Raw genomic sequence first — 17,950 nt, forward strand, 5'->3', positions numbered from 1 at the left:
ATGAATTATGTGGCGAAGCAGATAAAAATCGGTTTTTCAGGCGTGCAGGTCCTTCATGGTGTGGATTTCAGCGTAAAACCTGGTGAAATTCACGCCCTTCTCGGCCATAACGGCGCGGGTAAATCAACGCTGCTGAAAATACTGGCTGGCGTCAATATGCCGGATAACGGGGAGCTGATGATTGGTGCTACACCGGTGCGCCTTGCATCGCCACGTGATGCGCTCAGCCACGGTATTGCCTGTGTCTACCAGGAACTCCGGCTTATTCCCGGTATGAGCGTATGGCAGAACCTTTTCCTCGGGCGTGAGCGCCGCAAGCGCAACGGTTTTACCGATGATGTCAGCATGATTGCACATACTGAGAAAGTGCTGAGTGATTACCACCTGGATTTCAGCGCGACCGATCTTGTCAGGGACCTCTCTCATCCGGACAAGCAGATGCTGGAAGTGGTCTCTAATCTCGATCGTGACGCACGTTTTCTTTTTCTCGATGAACCGACGACGGCGCTGGAGGGTGCGCAGGCAGACGCGCTGCTGCAGGCCGTACAGCGCATTGCGCGCGAGAAACAGATTGGCGTGGTGCTGGTATCGCATAAGCTGGACGAGGTGCTAGGCGTCTGCGATGAGGCTACCGTGATGTGCGGCGGCCGCGTGATTTATAACGAAGGTAAAAAACGCTGAGCAAGAGCGCCATTATCGACGCAATCGTGGGCGACGCAAATGCTTATCAGGCTCCCTCAAACAGCCGCGGCCTGATCCGGGGGGCACTGGGTAAACCCTGGCTGTCGGTGAGTAACCTGCATACGGATCGCCTTAAAGGTGTGAACCTTGAAGCGTACCGCGGGGAGATTCTTGGAGTCTATGGACTGGCCGGTGCAGGCCGTACGCGCCTGTGCCAGACGCTGTTTGGACTGGAAACCGTCACCGGTGGTGAAATCCGGGTGGGACACAGGGAATATCATCCCTCATCACCTGTAAAGGCCATTTCCCGTGGCATTGCCTACCTGACCGAGGAGCGTAAAAAGGACGGGTTTATTCCCCAGATGTCGAGCTATGCTAACGCGACGCTGCCGGTTCTGAAAAAATTCCGCTCCGGTGGTTTTGTGAGTCACGGCGCGGCGCGGCAGGCTGCCTCAGAACTGCTGGGCAAAATGAATACGCGGGGATCGCTGGATGGACCGATTAAGGCCCTCTCTGGCGGGAATCAGCAAAAGGTACTGCTGGCCCGGGTTATTGCGCAAAACGCGGACCTGGTGTTGCTGGATGAACCAACTAAAGGTGTCGATATTGGTGCGAAAGCGGACATCTACCGCATCATCCATCAGCTGGCGGATAAAGGCTGCTGCGTTATCGTGGTATCGAGCGAGGAAGAGGAACTGCTGGACGTCGCGGACAACATCACGGTATTCCGCCACGGTAAATGTGATGGGGTGATTGTCCCGGCAAAGGAGCTTAAACCTGCAGACCTGCGCAAAGCTGCATGGGAACACGCTGAACCTTAAATCATCCCCTCCGACACCTGATGCCAGTCAGGCTGCCAGCCGGACTGGCAGTTTTGCTTCCCCACCTGTTTTACCCCTGAATATACGATCCGCAGTGGGTCGCTGAGCAGACGTCGTTTCCGGCAGCAGAAGGCTGTCGATATATATCCCTGTAAATGGTAAATGTGATGGTTGAAATTCACCCACCTGAACAAATATCAGGCTGTGGAACGCGGTTACGCGGTGTAGCCACGAAGGAGAGTCACATGGCAGACTTTTATATCTCGGGTATACGCAGGGACAGTACAGGGCAGCACATTCAGTACGTTAAAATCATCAAAGCTGGCAAGGGAAATAAAGACGTCTCCATCAACTCGCGACAGTTTGTTGCCGAGCTGATAAAGGCCGGTAAGGCGACGTTTAAGACGATCACATTTGTTAACGGGCAGTGGGTTTATGGCGCGAATGTTCACGTCATAGACGATATTTACCTTACGACTGATCCGAATAGTACGACACGCGATAATCTCGGCAACCTGCCGGTCTTTTAAAAGTATGCCATGCACAGAGCGCTTCCGGAGAAGCGCTCTGTGACGTCATTCAAGGTCAGCGTGCCGTGCAGCCATGGTTTTGCTGGTTTCTCCCAGCTGAGCCATCAGCTCAAGCACAATGGCATCGTAAGTTATGAAACAGAGCTGCTCAAATGCAGAGCCCATCGGCTGGGAAAACGGTACCAGATTGTGATCGTTTTCCTTTGTCACTGCACCAGGTAAAACCAGTATGCTGCCGGCCAGTCTGGCAATTGACGAGTCTTTCTTCATGGTCACCAGCGCCACACCGACGCCACTTTCAGCAGCCTTTTGCGCGAGGCTTTTAAGGCTGCCGGTTTCGCCACTGCCGGAACCAATAATCAACAGGTCACCCGGACGGGCACGTGGAGACGAAATGTCTCCCACCACGCTCACGGAGAATCCCAGATGCATTAACCGGTTAGCAAACCCCCTGATTGCAACTCCGCTGCGTCCGGCTCCCTGCAGAAAAATGTGTCCCGCACTGCGGATCCGGGCAATCAGCTGCATCGCCTGATCCTCATCAATTTTCTGCGCATTTTGCTCTAATTCACTGAGGATGCTTCGTGTGTATTCCTGTACGCTCATTTTCAGCTCCCGGTCAGGCAATGGTACGGCCGCCATCCATAAGGATGGTCTGTCCCTGGATGTAGGAGTTTGATTTATCAGCGAGAAAAATGGCCAGGTTTGCCACGTCATCAATGGTGCCCAGGCGGCGGACCGGAATTTTTTCCAGCACTGCATCCAGATCGGCCTGCGTCGGATAGTTAACACGCATCATTTCGCCGGTATCAATCAGGCGGGGTGCAATAGCGTTAACGTTAACGCCTCTCGGTCCCAGCTCTTTTGCCAGGCCGCGGATAAGCCCCTCCCCGCCTGCTTTGCTCGCCGGATAGCTCACGCCGCCGCCGGTTCCTGACAGCGCTGAACCGGAAGAAATGTATACAATTGATCCCTGATTGGTGAGAAAATCATCGTAAAAAGCCTTAACGGTATTGAACAAGCCGGTCAGATTGATGGAGAGGGTCTTATTCCACTCCTCAAAAGAGATATCACTGACCCTGTTAGCGAAGGCTACACCTGCATTCAGCACCAGAACGTCGATGCGGCCATACGCTGCAAAAACCTTATTACGCGCATCGACCAGAGCCTTCGGGTCAGATACATCCGTTCTGATGAAAAGTGATTTTACATCGCCGGACGTCAGTTCTTCAGCGGTTCTGATACCGTTGGCTTCATTGTAATCAGCGATGACGGTATGGGCACCACGATCCGCGAACTGTTTTGCAATCCCTTTTCCGATACCGTGCGCACCGCCGGTGATAAACACAACCTTTCCTGCAAAATTACCCATCAGCATTTTCTCCTGAATTTTTACGACCGGGAAGGACGTTCCCAGCCGGATGACCTGAATCACGACTGCTTATGCAATCGACTTTTCTTTGATAAAGGCTTAAATCAGTTCATAGCAGCTTTTAATTCCCGGTAGCTCGATTCCGGGTTCTCATTAAACAGTGCGCCGCCGACGACAATTAAATCCGCACCGGCTTCCCGGACTTTTTTTGCTATTGCAAGGTTAATGCCGCCATCGACTTCAATCAGGATATTCCGGTCGGCGATCATTTCCCGTGTATTCCTGATTTTCTCCAGGCTTTTTTCAATAAAGACCTGGCCTGGCTGTCCCGGATTAATGGTCATGATGAGAATGTAATCGATATCGTCCAGCAGATAGGTCAGTACGTTTTCAGGCGTACCCGGATTAATTACCACCCCGGCTTTACGTCCGGCCTGGCGGATCTTCTGTAAAATAAAATGCACGTGCGGAGTTGATTCATAATGTACTGAAATCATTTCCGCACCGGTACTGATAACGTCATCAATATGTCTTTGCGGATCTGCCAGCATCATATGTACATCAAATTTCATTTTGCTGACTTTTTTCATTGCAGATATCTGGTTCGGACCAAATGCGATATTACTGACATAAGAACCGTCCATTAAATCAACGTGCAGTATGTCGGTATTTTCATTTTCCAGAAACCGGATCTCATCCTGCAGTCGCAGGATATTTGCCCCGAAAATTGACGGTAAAATCTGTGCCATGGTAAGCAAACCTCATTGTTCAAATCAGTGGAATACCGTGCTCAGCCAGTACGTCAGTACTTCCCACGGGCCGGTCAGTACAAAGTCAGTGCCTTGCCCCTGTAAACCCACGCCGGCACCGTGCAGGAACTGCGTTGCGCCTGGCGCCACATAGCCGCCTAAATACATAACAACAATGCTGAACAGTAAGGTGGAGATAACGGCGCGGATGACGTTTCCGTTACTGGCCATCACGGTCATGGTTGTCATATAGATGATCGACATCAGCACACCGATGGGAAAAATCATGATGCCCGGAAATACCAGTGCGCAGAGCATGGTCAGCGGAATGGTGATAACGGTAACGGTAACGGTGGCCGGGTCGCCCAGCGCCAGCGCACAGTCCATACCAATGTTCAACTCCGCGTCCTTGCCCATCTGCTTCTGCATAATTTCTTTGGCGCTTTTGCCAATCGGAGACAGACCTTCCATCAGCACACCCACAACTTTGGGCAGCAGTACCATGACTGCGGCAACGCCCATTGCCATGGGCACAATAGTTGTCACGGGCTGACGGGTAAGGATCCCGAGCATGCACCCGACCATGACGCCAATAATGGCGGGCTCACCAAATACTCCCAGTCGTTTCTGCACGCTTTCCAGGTCGAGGTCGAGTCTGTTCAGGCCAGGAATGACGTCGATAATTTTATTGACCAGCAGCGCAAAAGGTAATGTCCAGCCAATGTGGATCATGGTGGTGCAGGTCGTTCCTTCCAGACCGTAGTATTTCTGCCAGCGGGGAGCTATTAAATCACCGATAAACAGCGCGATGACGCTCAGGGCCACGGCTACGCCAAAACCGATAAAGAAACTGTCAAACACGAAGTAAGCCAGCGCACCAGGAACGAGGAAGTGCATATAGTTCCAGATATCCACGTTAAGCGTTCTGGTTAACTTCAGGCGAACAAGGAGCAGGTTAAGAATGATTCCGACAGGCACAACCAGAGCCGCAAAAGGGGCAACCCATGCCGCTGCGCCTACTGCGGGCCATCCAATATCAGCAACGGTAAACCCGCTGCCAATTTTCGAATAATAGGCGATGGCAGGCTGAAGGGAGGTGCTCAGCAGGTTAACAACCAGACCCAGTCCAATAAAGCCGATACCGACAGTAATGCCTGATTTGATGGCAGCCCCGGCTTTCATGCGAAAAACCAGGCCTAAAATAAAGATGACAAGTGGCAGGATAGCGGTAGCACCCATACCTGTTATCGTCAGCATTATGCTTTTTAACATTTCCATCCTGACACCCTCTTAATCTGTTATTATTTCCGGGTCAGCTCAGTTAGTAATTCACCAAGTTTTTTTCGCAACACGCCTTCATTAATGCCGGTGATAAAACCCGCGACACTCATGTGAGGCTTTCCCATATCACCTTTATAATTATTCGTTGTTAAAACAACGTCGGCATGCTGCAATTCTGAAGGCAGTTCTGACATGCTGCATTTATTTATTTTGTACTGAGAGATTCCGTATTCAGCACAAACAGATTTAACCTCATCAGCAGCAAGTGTTGAGGTGGCGACTCCGCTTCCGCAGGCGACAAGAATAGTGATCATAATTTTGCTCCGGTAAGGTTATTGCATGATTTCTGAAATAAATAATGCTTCAGCTTTTTCAGACGGCAGTTCAAGGAGGTTCTGATAGAAACCTTTGTCCTGCAGCTTGCTGAACAGGGATTTCAACAGCTGCAACTGATTAGACGGGTTGGTTACCACTAAATTGATGACAAGTCGTACCGGTAATTTATCATCGCCATCAGCCTGACCGACCTCAACGGGCTCAGGCAGACGAATAATGTAAACAGAAGGTGTGTTGGCATGCGTACTGTCACAGTGCGGGATCGCCACAGAATAGCCATCAAGCAAAATACCCGTCGGGTACATGGCTTCACGCTCGCGTAGTGCCTCCAGATAGGTATCCTTCACTGTCCTCGCAGCATTCTGCCGTTCATGAATATGCTGCAGCACCTCGTCATAGCTTTTGAAGTCGGCGCCATCGGTGACGCTGATAAGTACTGTATTCATAATTTCTCCCGGTAACCTTTTGATGCTCAAATGAGCATCAAAGTATGTACACATGAGCATTTATAGCATGCCGGTGTTTTGCGGTAACAAGCAGAGAGCAAAAGTTATAGGTCGATCACAGTAATAAACTATTGAGCTAAATATAAAATGCTCACATGAGCATGTGGCTGAATGCTACATGACCATCTGTTTGTCTCAAGTTACTGAATAAAAAGGGAATATATCTGTTACGGCTGTTCTGTTGTTTCGTAAGGTATCTTTGCGGAAGCGCTTGGAATCATAGAGGGATAATTGAGCGGACGTCCTGACAACTGCAGGCGTAATGCGCGGAAATCTGACTGTATGGGCTTTTCGCGAAGCTGAGCCACTGTCGCTGCGTCGCGAAATTTCAAAAAGAGGGGCGCCTGCAGCGCCCCATATTGAAAGAGAGACTGGTTTTTTCCTGACTTATCAGGAGTTGACCAGCTTTACAGCTGTATCAAAGTCGGTGATCAGCACATCAAGAAGGCCTGATTTAAGAGAGGCTACGATACCTTCATACTTCTGTTCTCCTCCCGCCACGCCAATCACTGTTTTCGCGCTTCGCAGTTGCTCTGTGGAAATACCGAATCCCAGCCGGCTTATTGGGCTGTCAAGGATCTCCCCTTTGCTGTTGACGAGTGTGATGCAAACATCAGCTGCAATGTCGTCACGGAAAAGTGGTGTCTGCCATTCTTCGGGAAAAATGTCGCACAGGCTGGACGAGCCGGTTTTCCACGCGCCAATACCAGTAATAACGACGTCCAGGCATGAATAATACTGTTGGGTGTCAACCACTGCAGGATCGCTGGCCAGCTTTTCTGCCAGACTTTCATCATCAACCCACATGGGGACATACATAGGATGTGCCTTTCCCTGAGAGATAGCTGCCAGCCGGTGTATCAGGTCTATCGGACCCTGACTGAATTCAATACCCGGATGTACGCCTGAAAGCTGTACAATATCTAAAGCAGGGAGGCTGTTCAGCTGACTGACGGTACTGGACAGAACGCGTCCCCAGGCAATACCCACCTTCATACCCCCGGTCAGGTAATTGCCCAGATAGCTGGCTGTGATGCCACCCAGCTTCTCATTAAGTTCTTCCTGGTTGTTCCAGGATTCTGATACAGAAAGCACGACGGCTTTTTGCAGGCCGTATTTCTCACAAATATTATGGGCCACTTCTTCATCAAGCATCTGCTGCTTGGGAAAAAGGAACTTAACGTATTCCTGTTCGATCGCCTCATCGATCAGGCGCGCGGCCTTGAATCGTGAGATCTCAAGCTCTTCGGCAATTTCTGTTTTGGTCTTCATCTCAACAAAATAACGGCGAACGACCAGAGAATAGATATAGCGGGGGTCATAACCTGACCAGCGGCTATTTTTTATACGTTTAGGCATGGCGAATTCCGTTTTAATCGAAAGGAAATATCACAAAGGTTAACCTGTTGCCCCTGATTTTAATCAAAAGAGTACACTTTTTTATGCTCGTTTGGTATTTAATGGGGTGCTTATCTTACTGCTGTGTGATGGGCAACACGTATACTCTATCTGGTTGTTAAAGCTGGCTGGTATTTTACCTGCGCGTTCGGCTGCCACAGGTACACCTTAGAGCCGGTATCCATGATAAAGGTTTGAAAACAGGTTGCCCGAAATGACCTTTCTTGAGTAAAGCAGTACCGCACGTGCAGTGTGAATGTAACTTCTTAACCAAGCTGTTTTTTTACATGTTTCATAGATTAAGGTAAGAAGTGTTTTGCACAGTGTATGTCCGGCAATCAGATACGGCCCATAGCCCATTCTGTCACCGCTAGGTTACAGAAATCACAGGCGCTAATTTCGGTAAAACGATTAATGAATATCAGCAAAAAGCCCTCCCGTGAACTTCATAAATCATCTGCTACTCCTGGAGGGGAAAAGTCCAGGTCGTTCATCAGATGGCTTCTTTCATCAGCTTTCCTGAGTTTCCCACAGGCTGCAGGCCCCATTGCATTCTCATTGCTTGCACTCAGTATCACAGGCGATAGCAGAGGCGGGGCAGCGATGATCCTTGCCATGACGATTGCTCAGGTTATTGGTGTGATCCCGTTCACACGCCTGGGAAACCGCTTTAACTCGGTCACTTACTTCCAGCTACTGACGCTGACTCGTTCTGTGGCTTTACTCTGCATAGTACTGGCATCATGGTATAAAATGCCTTTTACGGTATTAATCATACTTGCCAGCCTGGCCGGACTGGTAAATGGTGCAGCTCAGGGATATTTAAGGGTGATACTAAACCACGTGGTCAACGCAAACCGTTTACCACGTGGGCTGGGTATGGCCGCGACTCTGAATGAGTTGGTTTTTGTTCTGGCTCCGGTGGCCGCATCAGGACTGGGAAGCATCTCCCCGGTGTTTTCTCTGCTTGTCATTACCGCTCTGGGCATACTTCCCGTTGTTCTCATTCCCCGGCTTAATATCCGGAGTTCACCTGCCGTGGTTAAAACCAGGCAAGGAGCACTGACAAGACCGGTTGCTTTGGTGCTTATATGCTCTACTGCAGCTGAGGCAACCGTCGCCGCCGTTGAGATAGGTGCTGTGGCGTTAGCCCTGAACTTTCGGTATGAGCCATTTTATGCCATTTTTTTCACCGTTCCCTTGTGCCTTGCCTCTGTCATGGGGGGAGTCTGGGTCAGTATCCGCAACCGGATGTCTGCACCCGGCACAGTACTTTTACATCTGTGCCTGATGATGCTAGGGGCTTTGATGGTTACTGTTAATTTCTCTGTCATTACAACCATTGTGGGTGTGATGTGTATTGGCTCTGTCATTGCCCCACTTGGAACACATTTTTCGCTTGTTCTTGATGAAATGTCTCCTCCGCATCTGAAAGCCGAGGTCTTCGCGTTACTGCGAACCTCCAATGCCATGGGTGTGATATTTGCGAGTGCCCTTCTGACTGTGACATCGCTGTCATTATCACTGTTAATGATTACGATTTTTATTGGGATAGTCGCTTCAGGAATGGCTGTTGCAATGCTGGGTAAGAAAAGCGTGATTGAGACTGATTGTGAATAACGCCTCAAACAGTAGGGCTTATTGCTTAATCAAAGACACAGCACATTTAATATAGTTATCAGAAGATTAGTAACAGTAAAGCCGAAAAATGGCTGTCTTATTAAGCTTACAGAAAAGCATTTTTACGCTTCTGGCACGAAACAGACCAGTGTACTGCAAGGTCCGCTATGAGCGAAAAGCGGACAAAGTAGCAGAGGGAAAGCATCAATGTTAATGTCCGGAAAGTTCATGTTAAAACTCTGTATGGCATTTGTCATCGACGATTAAAAAGGGCTGTTAATGGCTACAGTTGAGGTATTAAAATTAAAGTATCCAGGCGCAGATGCCTGGCAAATGGGTGACAGTCCGGAACTGGCTAGCAAGCTTGCTGACCTGATTAAAAAAGGGATCAAAACGGCTTCCTGCGGATCGCTTACGTCTTACCAGCAGGAAGAGCCTGCCCCTAAGATTGGGAGCTATAACATCATCCTTGATGGCCAGAACGTCCCAGCCTGCGTAACCAGACTGGTTTCAATGCGACTGGTGCGTTTTTGTGATGTTACCGAGGAGTTTGCCCGCAAAGAAGGTGAAGGCGATTTAAGCCTTGAGTACTGGCAGAAAGAGCATCAGAGATTTTTCACCTGTACGGGACATTTTTCTGACGATATGGAGCTGATCGCAGAAGAATTTGAGGTAATCGAGGTGCTGTAAGATAAAATAAACGTTCTGGCGTTTGAAACCCTGCCATTTATAACAACGTCCGCTTTTGGCACAAAGCGGACGTTGAGCAGGCCAATGTCCGCTATGAGCGAGGAGCGGACGTCAAAATCACGGCGACCGGGTTTTACGACAAAATTAACCATAACAACCCGGCGGCGAAGTGGTTATGTGGATCAATTTCTCAGTCCATCAATCACCGTTTCTGGCAGGTTCATAATTGATTTTACGCTGGCTTTTATCCGTTCGATGATTGCCTGTCGAGGTCCCTTCTGCCATGCCTCACTTCCGTAAAATGCTTCCTGCGATGCCTTCATATGCTCAATGTCATCGAATGCCCGAAGCAGGTAGTACGAATCCTCGTCATGCAGGGAGCAGCCGAATGCAACTACGTCGATACCCGCCTGATTATGCAGATGAGCACTTATTTCGACCATGACCAGATGAAATTCCTGACCGGTACCTGGCTCCAAGGTGTACTGCAATAACTCGACAATTCTCATAATTCCACTCCATTGGTATGCATCCCCGAATTTACCATAGCATCTGTTGGTTGCATCCACCGCTGGCGGTATTAGCACGTTTCTGCCGGGGGCGAGGTATTTCCGACATCTTTACACGAACTGAATCCTGACAAATACCCATGATGTTTCGGTGCGCTTGCATGGTTATGCACTGTAATCTGCTCTCAGTAGGGTAGTACATGATGATGTTATCAACGTCAGCTATTGGCACAAAGCGGTCCTTCTCATCCTCCTGGTTTAAGTGTCAATTTTGTAAGAGCCTGTTCTACTTTTTTCAGCATCCTGTTCTGCTATGGCTTTTTCATCTGGTGTAAGCGGAACCTCTTCCAGATACCTGTTTATGGAAGCCTTGCTCTCCAGTAACAACCCTTTTGCGCTTTGTTTTGGCAGATTAAAGTCACAGCCGATGCAGGCCATTCTGTGCGGGCAGCTGCTCCAGAAGGGATTAGTACAGAAAGAGTCGCCCAGATCATAATATGTCGCAGGCCCCATGAGGCTGGCTGCTGCCGGGTCATGATCAATCAGCACGCTTATCATATGCGCCACACGGTCAGCCTTTACAAAAGAGGCCGCCAGCTGTGTCGGGCGTATACGAATATAATGCATGGTGGACTGCGGCGAAGAGTGACCTGACCACTGCATCAGCTCGTATAACGACATGCCCTGAGGAACACTGGCCAGGGCAGTCACGGCCGATGCTCGTCCCCGGTGACTGGTAATGGCACCCCGGCTGTCTTTCTGCGGCATTCCTGCCCTGGCACAGAGAACCGGAATGACGGTGCGGTTTATTATATCTCTTCCCACGGATTTACCCCGGTACTGAAACAGAAAACGGACCTTTTCACCGGTGCGTTCATCCGTCAGAGCGGCCTGCTCCTCTGGTCGTTCTGCCAGCCAGATATCGACATACTTTTTCACCACAGCAGAAACCGGCTTAACAAAGGCTTTAGAGGTTTTGCCTGCTGGCACGCTCAGGTAGCAAAGAGTCCCGGCAGGAATGGTACTGCCGTCGTCCCGGTTAATATCTTCCGTTTGTGGAATGATGCAGCCAGCGGTCAGGCGCATCAGCTCATTCTGACGCAGCCCTGCATGCGTCCAGATGACTGCCAAAGCCTGCAGCATAGACAGAGGATAATAAATTTCACTCAGCAAATCTTCCTGACGCAGGTTCAGACTGGCCCATACCAGTTTCAGCCAGACCGGATCATCAATAACGCGGGGATTGACGCCCTGACGAAACAGCGGCGTATCAGGCGTCGAGAGATGGCGGGACGGACTGAATTTCAGCCGCCCCCATCCCCAGTTCTCGTAGTCGATCATAAAGCGGCGAACGGCATACACAAAACCGGCGCGGGAGTTTGGCAGCATGGGTTCTCCTGAACGGGAAGACCGGCGCACTCCCCGCGCTGTTCCCAGAGAAAGTTCGTCGACCTTCATTCTTCCGACTGCCGCAATAAAGCTTGCGCAGGTCGCCATTGTCCAGTCGGATGGCTCGCGTATTTCCGGGTGCTCCCGGGCGAGCCAGAGGCCGCAGCGGAGGATAAAACTGTACTGGCTCTCTCTGGAGCGGGGACGAAGCACTGACGTTTCCCTCCACCGCCTGCAGCATGCTACCCAGGGCTGGGCGATGTTATCTGTCGGTTTTTCGTGCCATTCCTGGTAATTGCGCATACGCACGGGGCTTTTTATGATGCCCATTGCGGCAAGCGCATATGAAACTCTGCCCACTGTCCTTGCGATCCTACGGTCGTGATAATTCTGCGCGCGCCAGAGGAGATCAGTCGTGAAGCTTTCGAGCTGAGGATTACCGTTCATCATCATCAGTATGCCCAGCAGGGCTGACAGATGATTTTTCTGGTTCTGATGTTTGTATCCCAGTGAAACCAGAGTGTCCGTCAGCCGGTTGAGCTCCTGAGTAAAAAATTCCCGGCCATAAATGGCACAGGCGTACAGCGACGGCGCACCATGGTGCGGCAGGCTGAGCGGTGAAGTAAACGGACCCAGATGGAAGGCAAACGCCGCAATCAGCGGCCTGCCTGAGCGGTGCTGCTGGCACAGCGTCAGCCACTTTTCCGATCCCCACAGCCAGCAGGGTTGCCCTGTCCGGTGTATCTCCGCCAGAACGGCAGGAAGGATAATCCTGACCAGTCTGTCACTAGTGCCGCTGCGGTCAGCAATATCCTGAAGAGGCCGCAGTAAAGATGACAGCGGCCCCTGCTGGCTCAGAGCAGAGGTACGTTTGTGCCCGGTACTTAACGCCTCGCGCTCTTCAGTGCTTAACTCATTATTCAGCTGATAATCCGAACGACTGAAAGGGACATAAATGTTATTAATTGCTGTTCCTGCGTTCATCACACTGCCCCGTCTGAAAGATAAGCCCTGCGATCTTCCGGTCGGTTTCAGCGACGGCAACAGCCATGCGGGCCGCCATATCCGTTCCCGACAGATGAATATAAATTTGTGTGGTGCGTGGGTCCCTGTGCCCTGCATACGTAGCCAGTTCATGCAGTTTCCATCCAGCCCGCGCCAGGTGCGTCAGCCGAAGGTGACGGAAAGTATGCGTGGTGATGTCTGGCTGATCAGTCTCTGTCGCCCATTTCCGCACGATTTTACTCCAGCTCCAGAACGAGAGAGGAGCGCCGTAATTACGGTCAGAGGCGGAACGGAACAGAGCACCACCTGACCAGCCTGCCAGCCGTAGCTGCCGAAAATGGTTTGCCAGTACCGGCGTAACGTCGGCGCTGTAGCAGACTATTCTTTCCCGTCTGTTTTTCGTCGTCTCTGCGCGGATGCGGACCAGGCGGTGAGCCAGATCAATGTCCTCAAGCCTGAGAGCCGTCAATTCCGTGCGCCGGAGCGCGCCATAATAAGCCAGAGCAAGCATCAGCCTGTCACGCAGAGACGCGGCAGAAACGTGTTTCAGGAACCTGAGCCACTGTCCGTCATCAGGAATACCGGGGAGGCGGGTGATACGGGGGACCAGGCCACGCCCGGTATAACTGGCGCCAGGCAAACCCGAGCGGGGTAACGGATTGAGACTGCATATATCCTGGTAAATCAGAAAGTCATACCAGAGGCGAAGAGCTGAAATGCGCAGCTGGAGTGTGGCGCTGGCAACGGATGACGGCATATCAGGGAGCTGAGGGCGAATATATGCCGCCAAGTCCTCAAAGGAAGCCCTTTCAGGAGCAATAGTGTGTATTTCACAGAAGGCCAAAAAATGCGTCAGGGCACTTCGATAGGCTTTAATAGTTGCGCTGGCTCTTCCTAAATTCGAAAGAATTTTAAGCCATTGCTCAGTCAGCAGAAGTGCAGGTGCGGAATACATGGTGGTGTTCACGGCCTTTCCCTTTCAGCTCATAACAACTGATTAAAGTTTATACCGGAGATGTTGCATTCCACTTAACTTACTTTACCACGAATGGCTACATAGTTTCCCGAACGCCTCCAGTTTTTTCGATGAATAATAAATATATTACAGAGGTGTCATTAAGCTGTCACGCCTTCAACAGAATGCAGCTGGTAGAATCGTCCTCACTAAGCAGGCGGAAAAGTCTTTATGGATCAATATCAGCAGAAATCGCAGGCACTGAGTTACGCATATTATCTTTTTTTAAGATGAAATCAGTCTGGCTTGTAAGTTCTTTAGTTGATGACATCTTTGACAGTCCGTTATTTATTCCATTATCAACGGGAAACTTATTATGAAAAGTTTAATCTTCGCTTCCTCTGTCGGACTTAGCTTAATTCCTTCAGCCTGGGCGGATGGAAATATCAACATTCATGAGCATGTTAATAATGCCCAGGCGGCAGCGCATCAGCAACAGTTTTCATCCGTTCCTGAATCTGTCAGGGGGGAAGTATTACAAATGAAGAGTATGGATCAGCATGAACAGGCCCTTAATGTTCATAATTCCATGAAAAATGGTGCTTCTGATGCCCATCAGAAAATGGCGAAGAACCATCAGAAAATGTCAGATGATATGGCCGACATGAAATCAAGTACCGCGCCATCTTTTGCAGAAATGGATGAACATGAAAGGGCCGCCGTTGTCCACGAAAATATGAGTAACGGCCAGTCAGAAGCACACCAGTCAATGGCTGCAATACATCGCGGTATGAAGTAAAACTGACGGAAGCGGGTTGCTATATCAGTCCTTAATGTTTTTGAAGGTGTAGATATTCTTACCTTAAAGATACGATCCCTTTATTCAAAAAAGCCCCTATATGGGGCTTTTTTGCAACGCTTACAAAAAATAAACATCTTTTTATAAGATTTAATTTTATTTTCCTGCTGCAATTGAAGATGTTATCGCTTTGAACTAATGGCGAGGAGTTCTGTTGAAGCTGTTTCAACCAGCTTAGTATTTTTACATGGCTGAGTGTGATGTTTCTCAATAAATAATTTGCTTAATGTCGCTTTTTTTTTGAGTGATGCCAAATCACATTAATCAATTCCTCTGGCAATTATTTTAAATATTCACGGCTAATGCAAGAGCACACCTTTCTGAACGGTTTAGAGTTTTTCATTATGCATAATAGCGGCGTATACGACATGAAATGTAAAAAACTGACTTACAAAATCTATAGGCTCTGATGATATCCTGTAAGCGGTTGTATATTCATTGTGATGCTTTCTACCGTTTCAACATGAGGCCTTTCAGGCATAACCTGAAGATAAATCGCAGATTGCAGTGCAGGTTAGGGCGATTAGCTGGCAGACAAGACCTGAACCGGGTGAAAAAAGTTAAATACAGTTACACCTTACTGCACGTTGAGTAAACCGGGGGCTGCGGTAAAAAGAATGTTTAAAATATAAAAATGTAGCCCGCCACAGTCAGCGGGCCGGCTGAAATCAGCCTGAAAGAAGATTTACCGGAAATACATTAATGATGAGGGTAATACACAACACATCCCGGATGCAGTGGCAAAGAAGAACAGAAAACTCCGGGCGAATTTTCTGTCCACATACTATCCGTTATTTCTCTTCCAGCATCATTTTACGGTGCATATCGATAATGCTCTGATGCGCAGCTGAGTTTGCATTATCCATGCTCTCATGCGCAAGAATGGCACGTTCATGCTCATTCATCGCAGAGACAGAAACACGGTTATCAGTGTTATCTAGTGCTGTTTCAGGATGCTGCTGTGCCCATGCGGACGAAGCGGAAATCAGGATCACAAGAGGGATAAGCTTTACTTTTTTCATGGTGGCAGTCCTTAACGTTGAATGTAAAATAAGAATAAACAATTACCGGCCGGGTTTACCTGTGGCCTTAGTGATGTTCATCGTACAGAAGAAAAAACGTTACGGCGAAAAATGACAGAAATGTAATTTATAAACAGTGCGTTCCAACATTACACAATTGTAATCACACAAAGTCTGTAGCTGTGGTAGCTTTCCGGTAACAAAAATTTTTCATCCTGAACGGTAAGCACGGCTTGTGCTTCCGGAGCGGAGAGAGCCATTCTCCCGGGATAACAGAAAATTGCCGGAGTTCAGTCATGCAGCTTAAAAGTTCACGACGTAATTTCATTAAAGGGATCACTGCCGCTGGCATTGTGGGCGGACTGGGCCTGCGAACATTCGATGCATTCTCGGCGGTAAGCCTGATGCAGTCCCGCACACTTACCGGCACAGACTTTGATCTGTTTATTGGCGAGACGCCGCTAAATATCACCGGTAAAACCCGGTATGCAAAAACCATTAATGCCGGCCTGCCAGGCCCTCTGTTGCGCTGGAAAGAAGGCGATACCGTTACATTAAGAGTTAAAAATCGCCTTTCTGAACCGACATCAATTCACTGGCATGGCATTCTTCTGCCGGCGAATATGGATGGCGTACCGGGACTGAGTTTTCATGGTATTGAGCCGGACGATACCTATGTTTACTCCTTTAAGATAAAGCAGAACGGTACATACTGGTATCACAGCCATTCCGGCCTGCAGGAGCAGGAAGGTGTCTATGGCCCGATTATTATTGATGCAGCTGAACCAGAACCGTTTGTCTGGGACAGTGAACACATAGTCATGCTTACCGACTGGTCTGATGAAAAAGCATCAGACATTCTCGCCAAACTGAAAAAGCAGTCCGATTATTACAACTTTGCGAAACCTACCGTTTCTGACTTTTTCCGTGACGCCAGGGAAAAAGGTTTAGGCAGTACGTTGTCCGATCGGAAAATGTGGGCGGAAATGAAGATGAATCCGACGGATCTGGCTGACGTCAGTGGTGCCACATATACCTATCTCATGAACGGGCAGGGCCCTGGAAAAAACTGGACAGGGCTGTTCCGTAAAGGCGAGAAGGTACGCCTGCGTTTCATTAACGGTTCCGCCATGACCTACTTTGATGTGCGCATTCCGGGGCTGAAAATGACGGTCGTGGCGGCTGATGGCCAGTATGTCACGCCTGTTGCTGTTGACGAGTTCCGCATCGCTGTGGCCGAAACTTACGATGTAATCGTGGAGCCGGCTGAAGATGCCTACACTATTTTCGCGCAGTCTATGGACAGAAGCGGCTACGCTCGCGGCACGCTGGCTGTCCGTGAAGGGCTTTATGCTCCGGTACCGGCTCCCGATCCTCGCCCCTGGCTGACTATGGACGATATGGGTATGGGCGGCATGGATCATGGCAGCATGGGCGATATGGATCACAGCCAGATGCAGAGCATGAATAACGACACCATGACGGGCATGGATGGTAATGCTATGCAGGCTATGGATGGCTCTGGTGTCTCCGGAGCTGCAGAAAGTATGCCGGAAATGGACCATAGCGCCATGGCCGGGATGGATCACGGCAGTATGAGTGGCATGGGGGACATGCAGAAACATCCTGCATCTGAAACAGACAATCCTCTGGTTGATATGCAGGCCATGATGCCGGCGCCTAAATTAAGTGACCCGGGCATTGGTCTGCGCAATAACGGCAGAAAAGTCCTTACGTATGCCGATCTGAAAAGCACATTTGACGATCCGGACGGGCGTGAGCCATCGCGTACCATCGAGCTACATCTCACCGGACATATGGAAAAATTCGCCTGGTCATTCAACGGTATTAAATTCTCCGATTCAGAACCGGTTACGTTGCGATATGGCGAACGCGTGCGTGTGGTGCTGGTTAACGACACGATGATGACGCACCCCATTCACCTGCATGGTATGTGGAGCGATCTGGAGGATGAGGACGGTAATTTCCTGGTACGCAAACACACTATCGATATGCCTCCGGGTACCCGCCGAAGCTATCGGGTGACTGCCGATGCACTCGGGCGGTGGGCTTATCACTGTCATCTTCTTTTCCATATGGAAACCGGCATGTTTCGTGAAGTCCGGGTTACAGAGTGAGGTAGCGATAATGTCAGTTTCAGGATGGAATGATATGACAAAGTATTTTTCACGTTCCGCTGCAGGTTTGCTGGCCTGCACTGCGTTTG

The 17,950-nt window shown here is 49.7% G+C and carries 18 protein-coding genes; 7 read left to right on the forward strand and 11 right to left on the reverse strand.

Annotated elements, in window-relative coordinates; genetic code table 11:
* The 3 genes from EM595_RS21425 to EM595_RS20025 all read left to right on the forward strand — a co-directional run bounded on the left by EM595_RS21425 (position 1) and on the right by EM595_RS20025 (position 2,032).
* Positions 1-681, forward strand: a complete 681-nt coding sequence (locus tag EM595_RS21425) for an ATP-binding cassette domain-containing protein (protein ID WP_231938784.1) — start codon at positions 1-3, stop codon at positions 679-681.
* A gap of 26 nt (positions 682-707) precedes the next feature.
* Positions 708-1,502 carry an ATP-binding cassette domain-containing protein gene (locus tag EM595_RS21430; RefSeq protein WP_231938799.1) on the forward strand — a complete coding sequence of 265 codons (795 nt, stop codon included), beginning with the start codon at positions 708-710 and terminating at the stop codon, positions 1,500-1,502.
* 245 nt (positions 1,503-1,747) lie between these two features.
* Positions 1,748-2,032, forward strand: a complete 285-nt coding sequence (locus EM595_RS20025; RefSeq protein ID WP_067437160.1) for a DUF3892 domain-containing protein — start codon at positions 1,748-1,750, stop codon at positions 2,030-2,032.
* Between the two features lie 45 nt (positions 2,033-2,077).
* On the opposite strand, the gene hxlB is transcribed toward EM595_RS20025, so the two are convergent.
* From hxlB to EM595_RS20060, 7 genes are all read right to left on the reverse strand, one after another.
* On the reverse strand, positions 2,078-2,638 hold the full coding sequence (gene hxlB, locus EM595_RS20030) for a 6-phospho-3-hexuloisomerase (RefSeq protein ID WP_067437163.1): 561 nt from the start codon (positions 2,636-2,638) through the stop codon (positions 2,078-2,080).
* Between the two features lie 13 nt (positions 2,639-2,651).
* Positions 2,652-3,404, reverse strand: coding sequence for an SDR family NAD(P)-dependent oxidoreductase (locus EM595_RS20035; RefSeq protein WP_067437389.1), 753 nt, complete (start codon positions 3,402-3,404; stop codon positions 2,652-2,654).
* A gap of 104 nt (positions 3,405-3,508) precedes the next feature.
* On the reverse strand, positions 3,509-4,153 hold the full coding sequence (gene rpe, locus EM595_RS20040) for a ribulose-phosphate 3-epimerase (RefSeq protein WP_067437166.1): 645 nt from the start codon (positions 4,151-4,153) through the stop codon (positions 3,509-3,511).
* A gap of 24 nt (positions 4,154-4,177) precedes the next feature.
* Entirely contained in the window at positions 4,178-5,431 is a 1,254-nt protein-coding gene (locus tag EM595_RS20045) for a PTS transporter subunit IIC (RefSeq protein ID WP_067437169.1), read from the reverse strand.
* A 23-nt stretch (positions 5,432-5,454) separates the two neighbouring features.
* Positions 5,455-5,748 carry a PTS sugar transporter subunit IIB gene (locus EM595_RS20050; RefSeq protein ID WP_067437177.1) on the reverse strand — a complete coding sequence of 98 codons (294 nt, stop codon included), beginning with the start codon at positions 5,746-5,748 and terminating at the stop codon, positions 5,455-5,457.
* A gap of 18 nt (positions 5,749-5,766) precedes the next feature.
* On the reverse strand, positions 5,767-6,216 hold the full coding sequence (gene gatA, locus EM595_RS20055) for a PTS galactitol transporter subunit IIA (RefSeq protein WP_067437179.1): 450 nt from the start codon (positions 6,214-6,216) through the stop codon (positions 5,767-5,769).
* Positions 6,217-6,666: 450 nt separating this feature from the next.
* Positions 6,667-7,635 carry a sugar-binding transcriptional regulator gene (locus EM595_RS20060; RefSeq protein ID WP_067437182.1) on the reverse strand — a complete coding sequence of 323 codons (969 nt, stop codon included), beginning with the start codon at positions 7,633-7,635 and terminating at the stop codon, positions 6,667-6,669.
* Between the two features lie 453 nt (positions 7,636-8,088).
* On the opposite strand from EM595_RS20060, the gene EM595_RS20065 reads away from it, so the two are divergent.
* Complete coding sequence (locus EM595_RS20065) at positions 8,089-9,294, forward strand: MFS transporter (protein ID WP_231938801.1); 1,206 nt, start codon at positions 8,089-8,091, stop codon at positions 9,292-9,294.
* A 279-nt stretch (positions 9,295-9,573) separates the two neighbouring features.
* Complete coding sequence (locus EM595_RS20070) at positions 9,574-9,984, forward strand: ASCH domain-containing protein (protein ID WP_067437184.1); 411 nt, start codon at positions 9,574-9,576, stop codon at positions 9,982-9,984.
* Between the two features lie 182 nt (positions 9,985-10,166).
* Here EM595_RS20070 and EM595_RS20075 read toward each other — a convergent pair whose 3' ends face one another.
* From EM595_RS20075 to EM595_RS20085, 3 genes are all read right to left on the reverse strand, one after another.
* Positions 10,167-10,493: an NIPSNAP family protein gene (locus tag EM595_RS20075; RefSeq protein WP_067437186.1), complete on the reverse strand. Its 327-nt coding sequence runs from the start codon at positions 10,491-10,493 to the stop codon at positions 10,167-10,169.
* 258 nt (positions 10,494-10,751) lie between these two features.
* The gene (locus EM595_RS20080) at positions 10,752-12,866 is read right to left on the reverse strand and encodes a tyrosine-type recombinase/integrase (protein ID WP_231938810.1); all 2,115 of its coding nucleotides are present in this window, start codon (positions 12,864-12,866) and stop codon (positions 10,752-10,754) included.
* On the reverse strand, positions 12,844-13,842 hold the full coding sequence (locus EM595_RS20085) for a tyrosine-type recombinase/integrase (protein WP_067437394.1): 999 nt from the start codon (positions 13,840-13,842) through the stop codon (positions 12,844-12,846). The genes EM595_RS20080 and EM595_RS20085 overlap by 23 nt, the downstream gene beginning before the upstream one ends.
* Positions 13,843-14,218: 376 nt before the next feature.
* Between EM595_RS20085 and EM595_RS20090 the strand changes: the two genes are divergently transcribed.
* Positions 14,219-14,641 carry a PcoE/SilE family metal-binding protein gene (locus tag EM595_RS20090; protein ID WP_061716752.1) on the forward strand — a complete coding sequence of 141 codons (423 nt, stop codon included), beginning with the start codon at positions 14,219-14,221 and terminating at the stop codon, positions 14,639-14,641.
* An 851-nt stretch (positions 14,642-15,492) separates the two neighbouring features.
* On the opposite strand, the gene EM595_RS20095 is transcribed toward EM595_RS20090, so the two are convergent.
* Positions 15,493-15,723 carry a PcoE/SilE family metal-binding protein gene (locus EM595_RS20095; protein ID WP_039389851.1) on the reverse strand — a complete coding sequence of 77 codons (231 nt, stop codon included), beginning with the start codon at positions 15,721-15,723 and terminating at the stop codon, positions 15,493-15,495.
* A 296-nt stretch (positions 15,724-16,019) separates the two neighbouring features.
* Here EM595_RS20095 and EM595_RS20100 point away from each other — a divergent pair, with 296 nt between their 5' ends.
* On the forward strand, positions 16,020-17,861 hold the full coding sequence (locus EM595_RS20100) for a copper resistance system multicopper oxidase (protein ID WP_039389849.1): 1,842 nt from the start codon (positions 16,020-16,022) through the stop codon (positions 17,859-17,861).
* The last annotated feature ends 89 nt before the right edge of the window (positions 17,862-17,950 follow it).

The organism is Duffyella gerundensis (assembly GCF_001517405.1).
GTDB lineage: Bacteria > Pseudomonadota > Gammaproteobacteria > Enterobacterales > Enterobacteriaceae > Duffyella > Duffyella gerundensis.

Bases quoted from the DNA above. Each gene is read 5' to 3' on its own strand.
- EM595_RS21425 (WP_231938784.1), top strand. From the start codon at position 1: ATGAATTATGTGGCGAAGCAGATAAAAATCGGTTTTTCAGGCGTGCAG.
- EM595_RS20025 (WP_067437160.1), top strand. From the start codon at position 1,748: ATGGCAGACTTTTATATCTCGGGTATACGCAGGGACAGTACAGGGCAG.
- hxlB (WP_067437163.1), bottom strand. From the start codon at position 2,638: ATGAGCGTACAGGAATACACACGAAGCATCCTCAGTGAATTAGAGCAA.
- EM595_RS20035 (WP_067437389.1), bottom strand. From the start codon at position 3,404: ATGGGTAATTTTGCAGGAAAGGTTGTGTTTATCACCGGCGGTGCGCAC.
- rpe (WP_067437166.1), bottom strand. From the start codon at position 4,153: ATGGCACAGATTTTACCGTCAATTTTCGGGGCAAATATCCTGCGACTG.
- EM595_RS20045 (WP_067437169.1), bottom strand. From the start codon at position 5,431: ATGGAAATGTTAAAAAGCATAATGCTGACGATAACAGGTATGGGTGCT.
- EM595_RS20050 (WP_067437177.1), bottom strand. From the start codon at position 5,748: ATGATCACTATTCTTGTCGCCTGCGGAAGCGGAGTCGCCACCTCAACA.
- gatA (WP_067437179.1), bottom strand. From the start codon at position 6,216: ATGAATACAGTACTTATCAGCGTCACCGATGGCGCCGACTTCAAAAGC.
- EM595_RS20060 (WP_067437182.1), bottom strand. From the start codon at position 7,635: ATGCCTAAACGTATAAAAAATAGCCGCTGGTCAGGTTATGACCCCCGC.
- EM595_RS20065 (WP_231938801.1), top strand. From the start codon at position 8,089: ATGAATATCAGCAAAAAGCCCTCCCGTGAACTTCATAAATCATCTGCT.
- EM595_RS20070 (WP_067437184.1), top strand. From the start codon at position 9,574: ATGGCTACAGTTGAGGTATTAAAATTAAAGTATCCAGGCGCAGATGCC.
- EM595_RS20075 (WP_067437186.1), bottom strand. From the start codon at position 10,493: ATGAGAATTGTCGAGTTATTGCAGTACACCTTGGAGCCAGGTACCGGT.
- EM595_RS20080 (WP_231938810.1), bottom strand. From the start codon at position 12,866: ATGAACGCAGGAACAGCAATTAATAACATTTATGTCCCTTTCAGTCGT.
- EM595_RS20085 (WP_067437394.1), bottom strand. From the start codon at position 13,842: ATGTATTCCGCACCTGCACTTCTGCTGACTGAGCAATGGCTTAAAATT.
- EM595_RS20090 (WP_061716752.1), top strand. From the start codon at position 14,219: ATGAAAAGTTTAATCTTCGCTTCCTCTGTCGGACTTAGCTTAATTCCT.
- EM595_RS20095 (WP_039389851.1), bottom strand. From the start codon at position 15,723: ATGAAAAAAGTAAAGCTTATCCCTCTTGTGATCCTGATTTCCGCTTCG.
- EM595_RS20100 (WP_039389849.1), top strand. From the start codon at position 16,020: ATGCAGCTTAAAAGTTCACGACGTAATTTCATTAAAGGGATCACTGCC.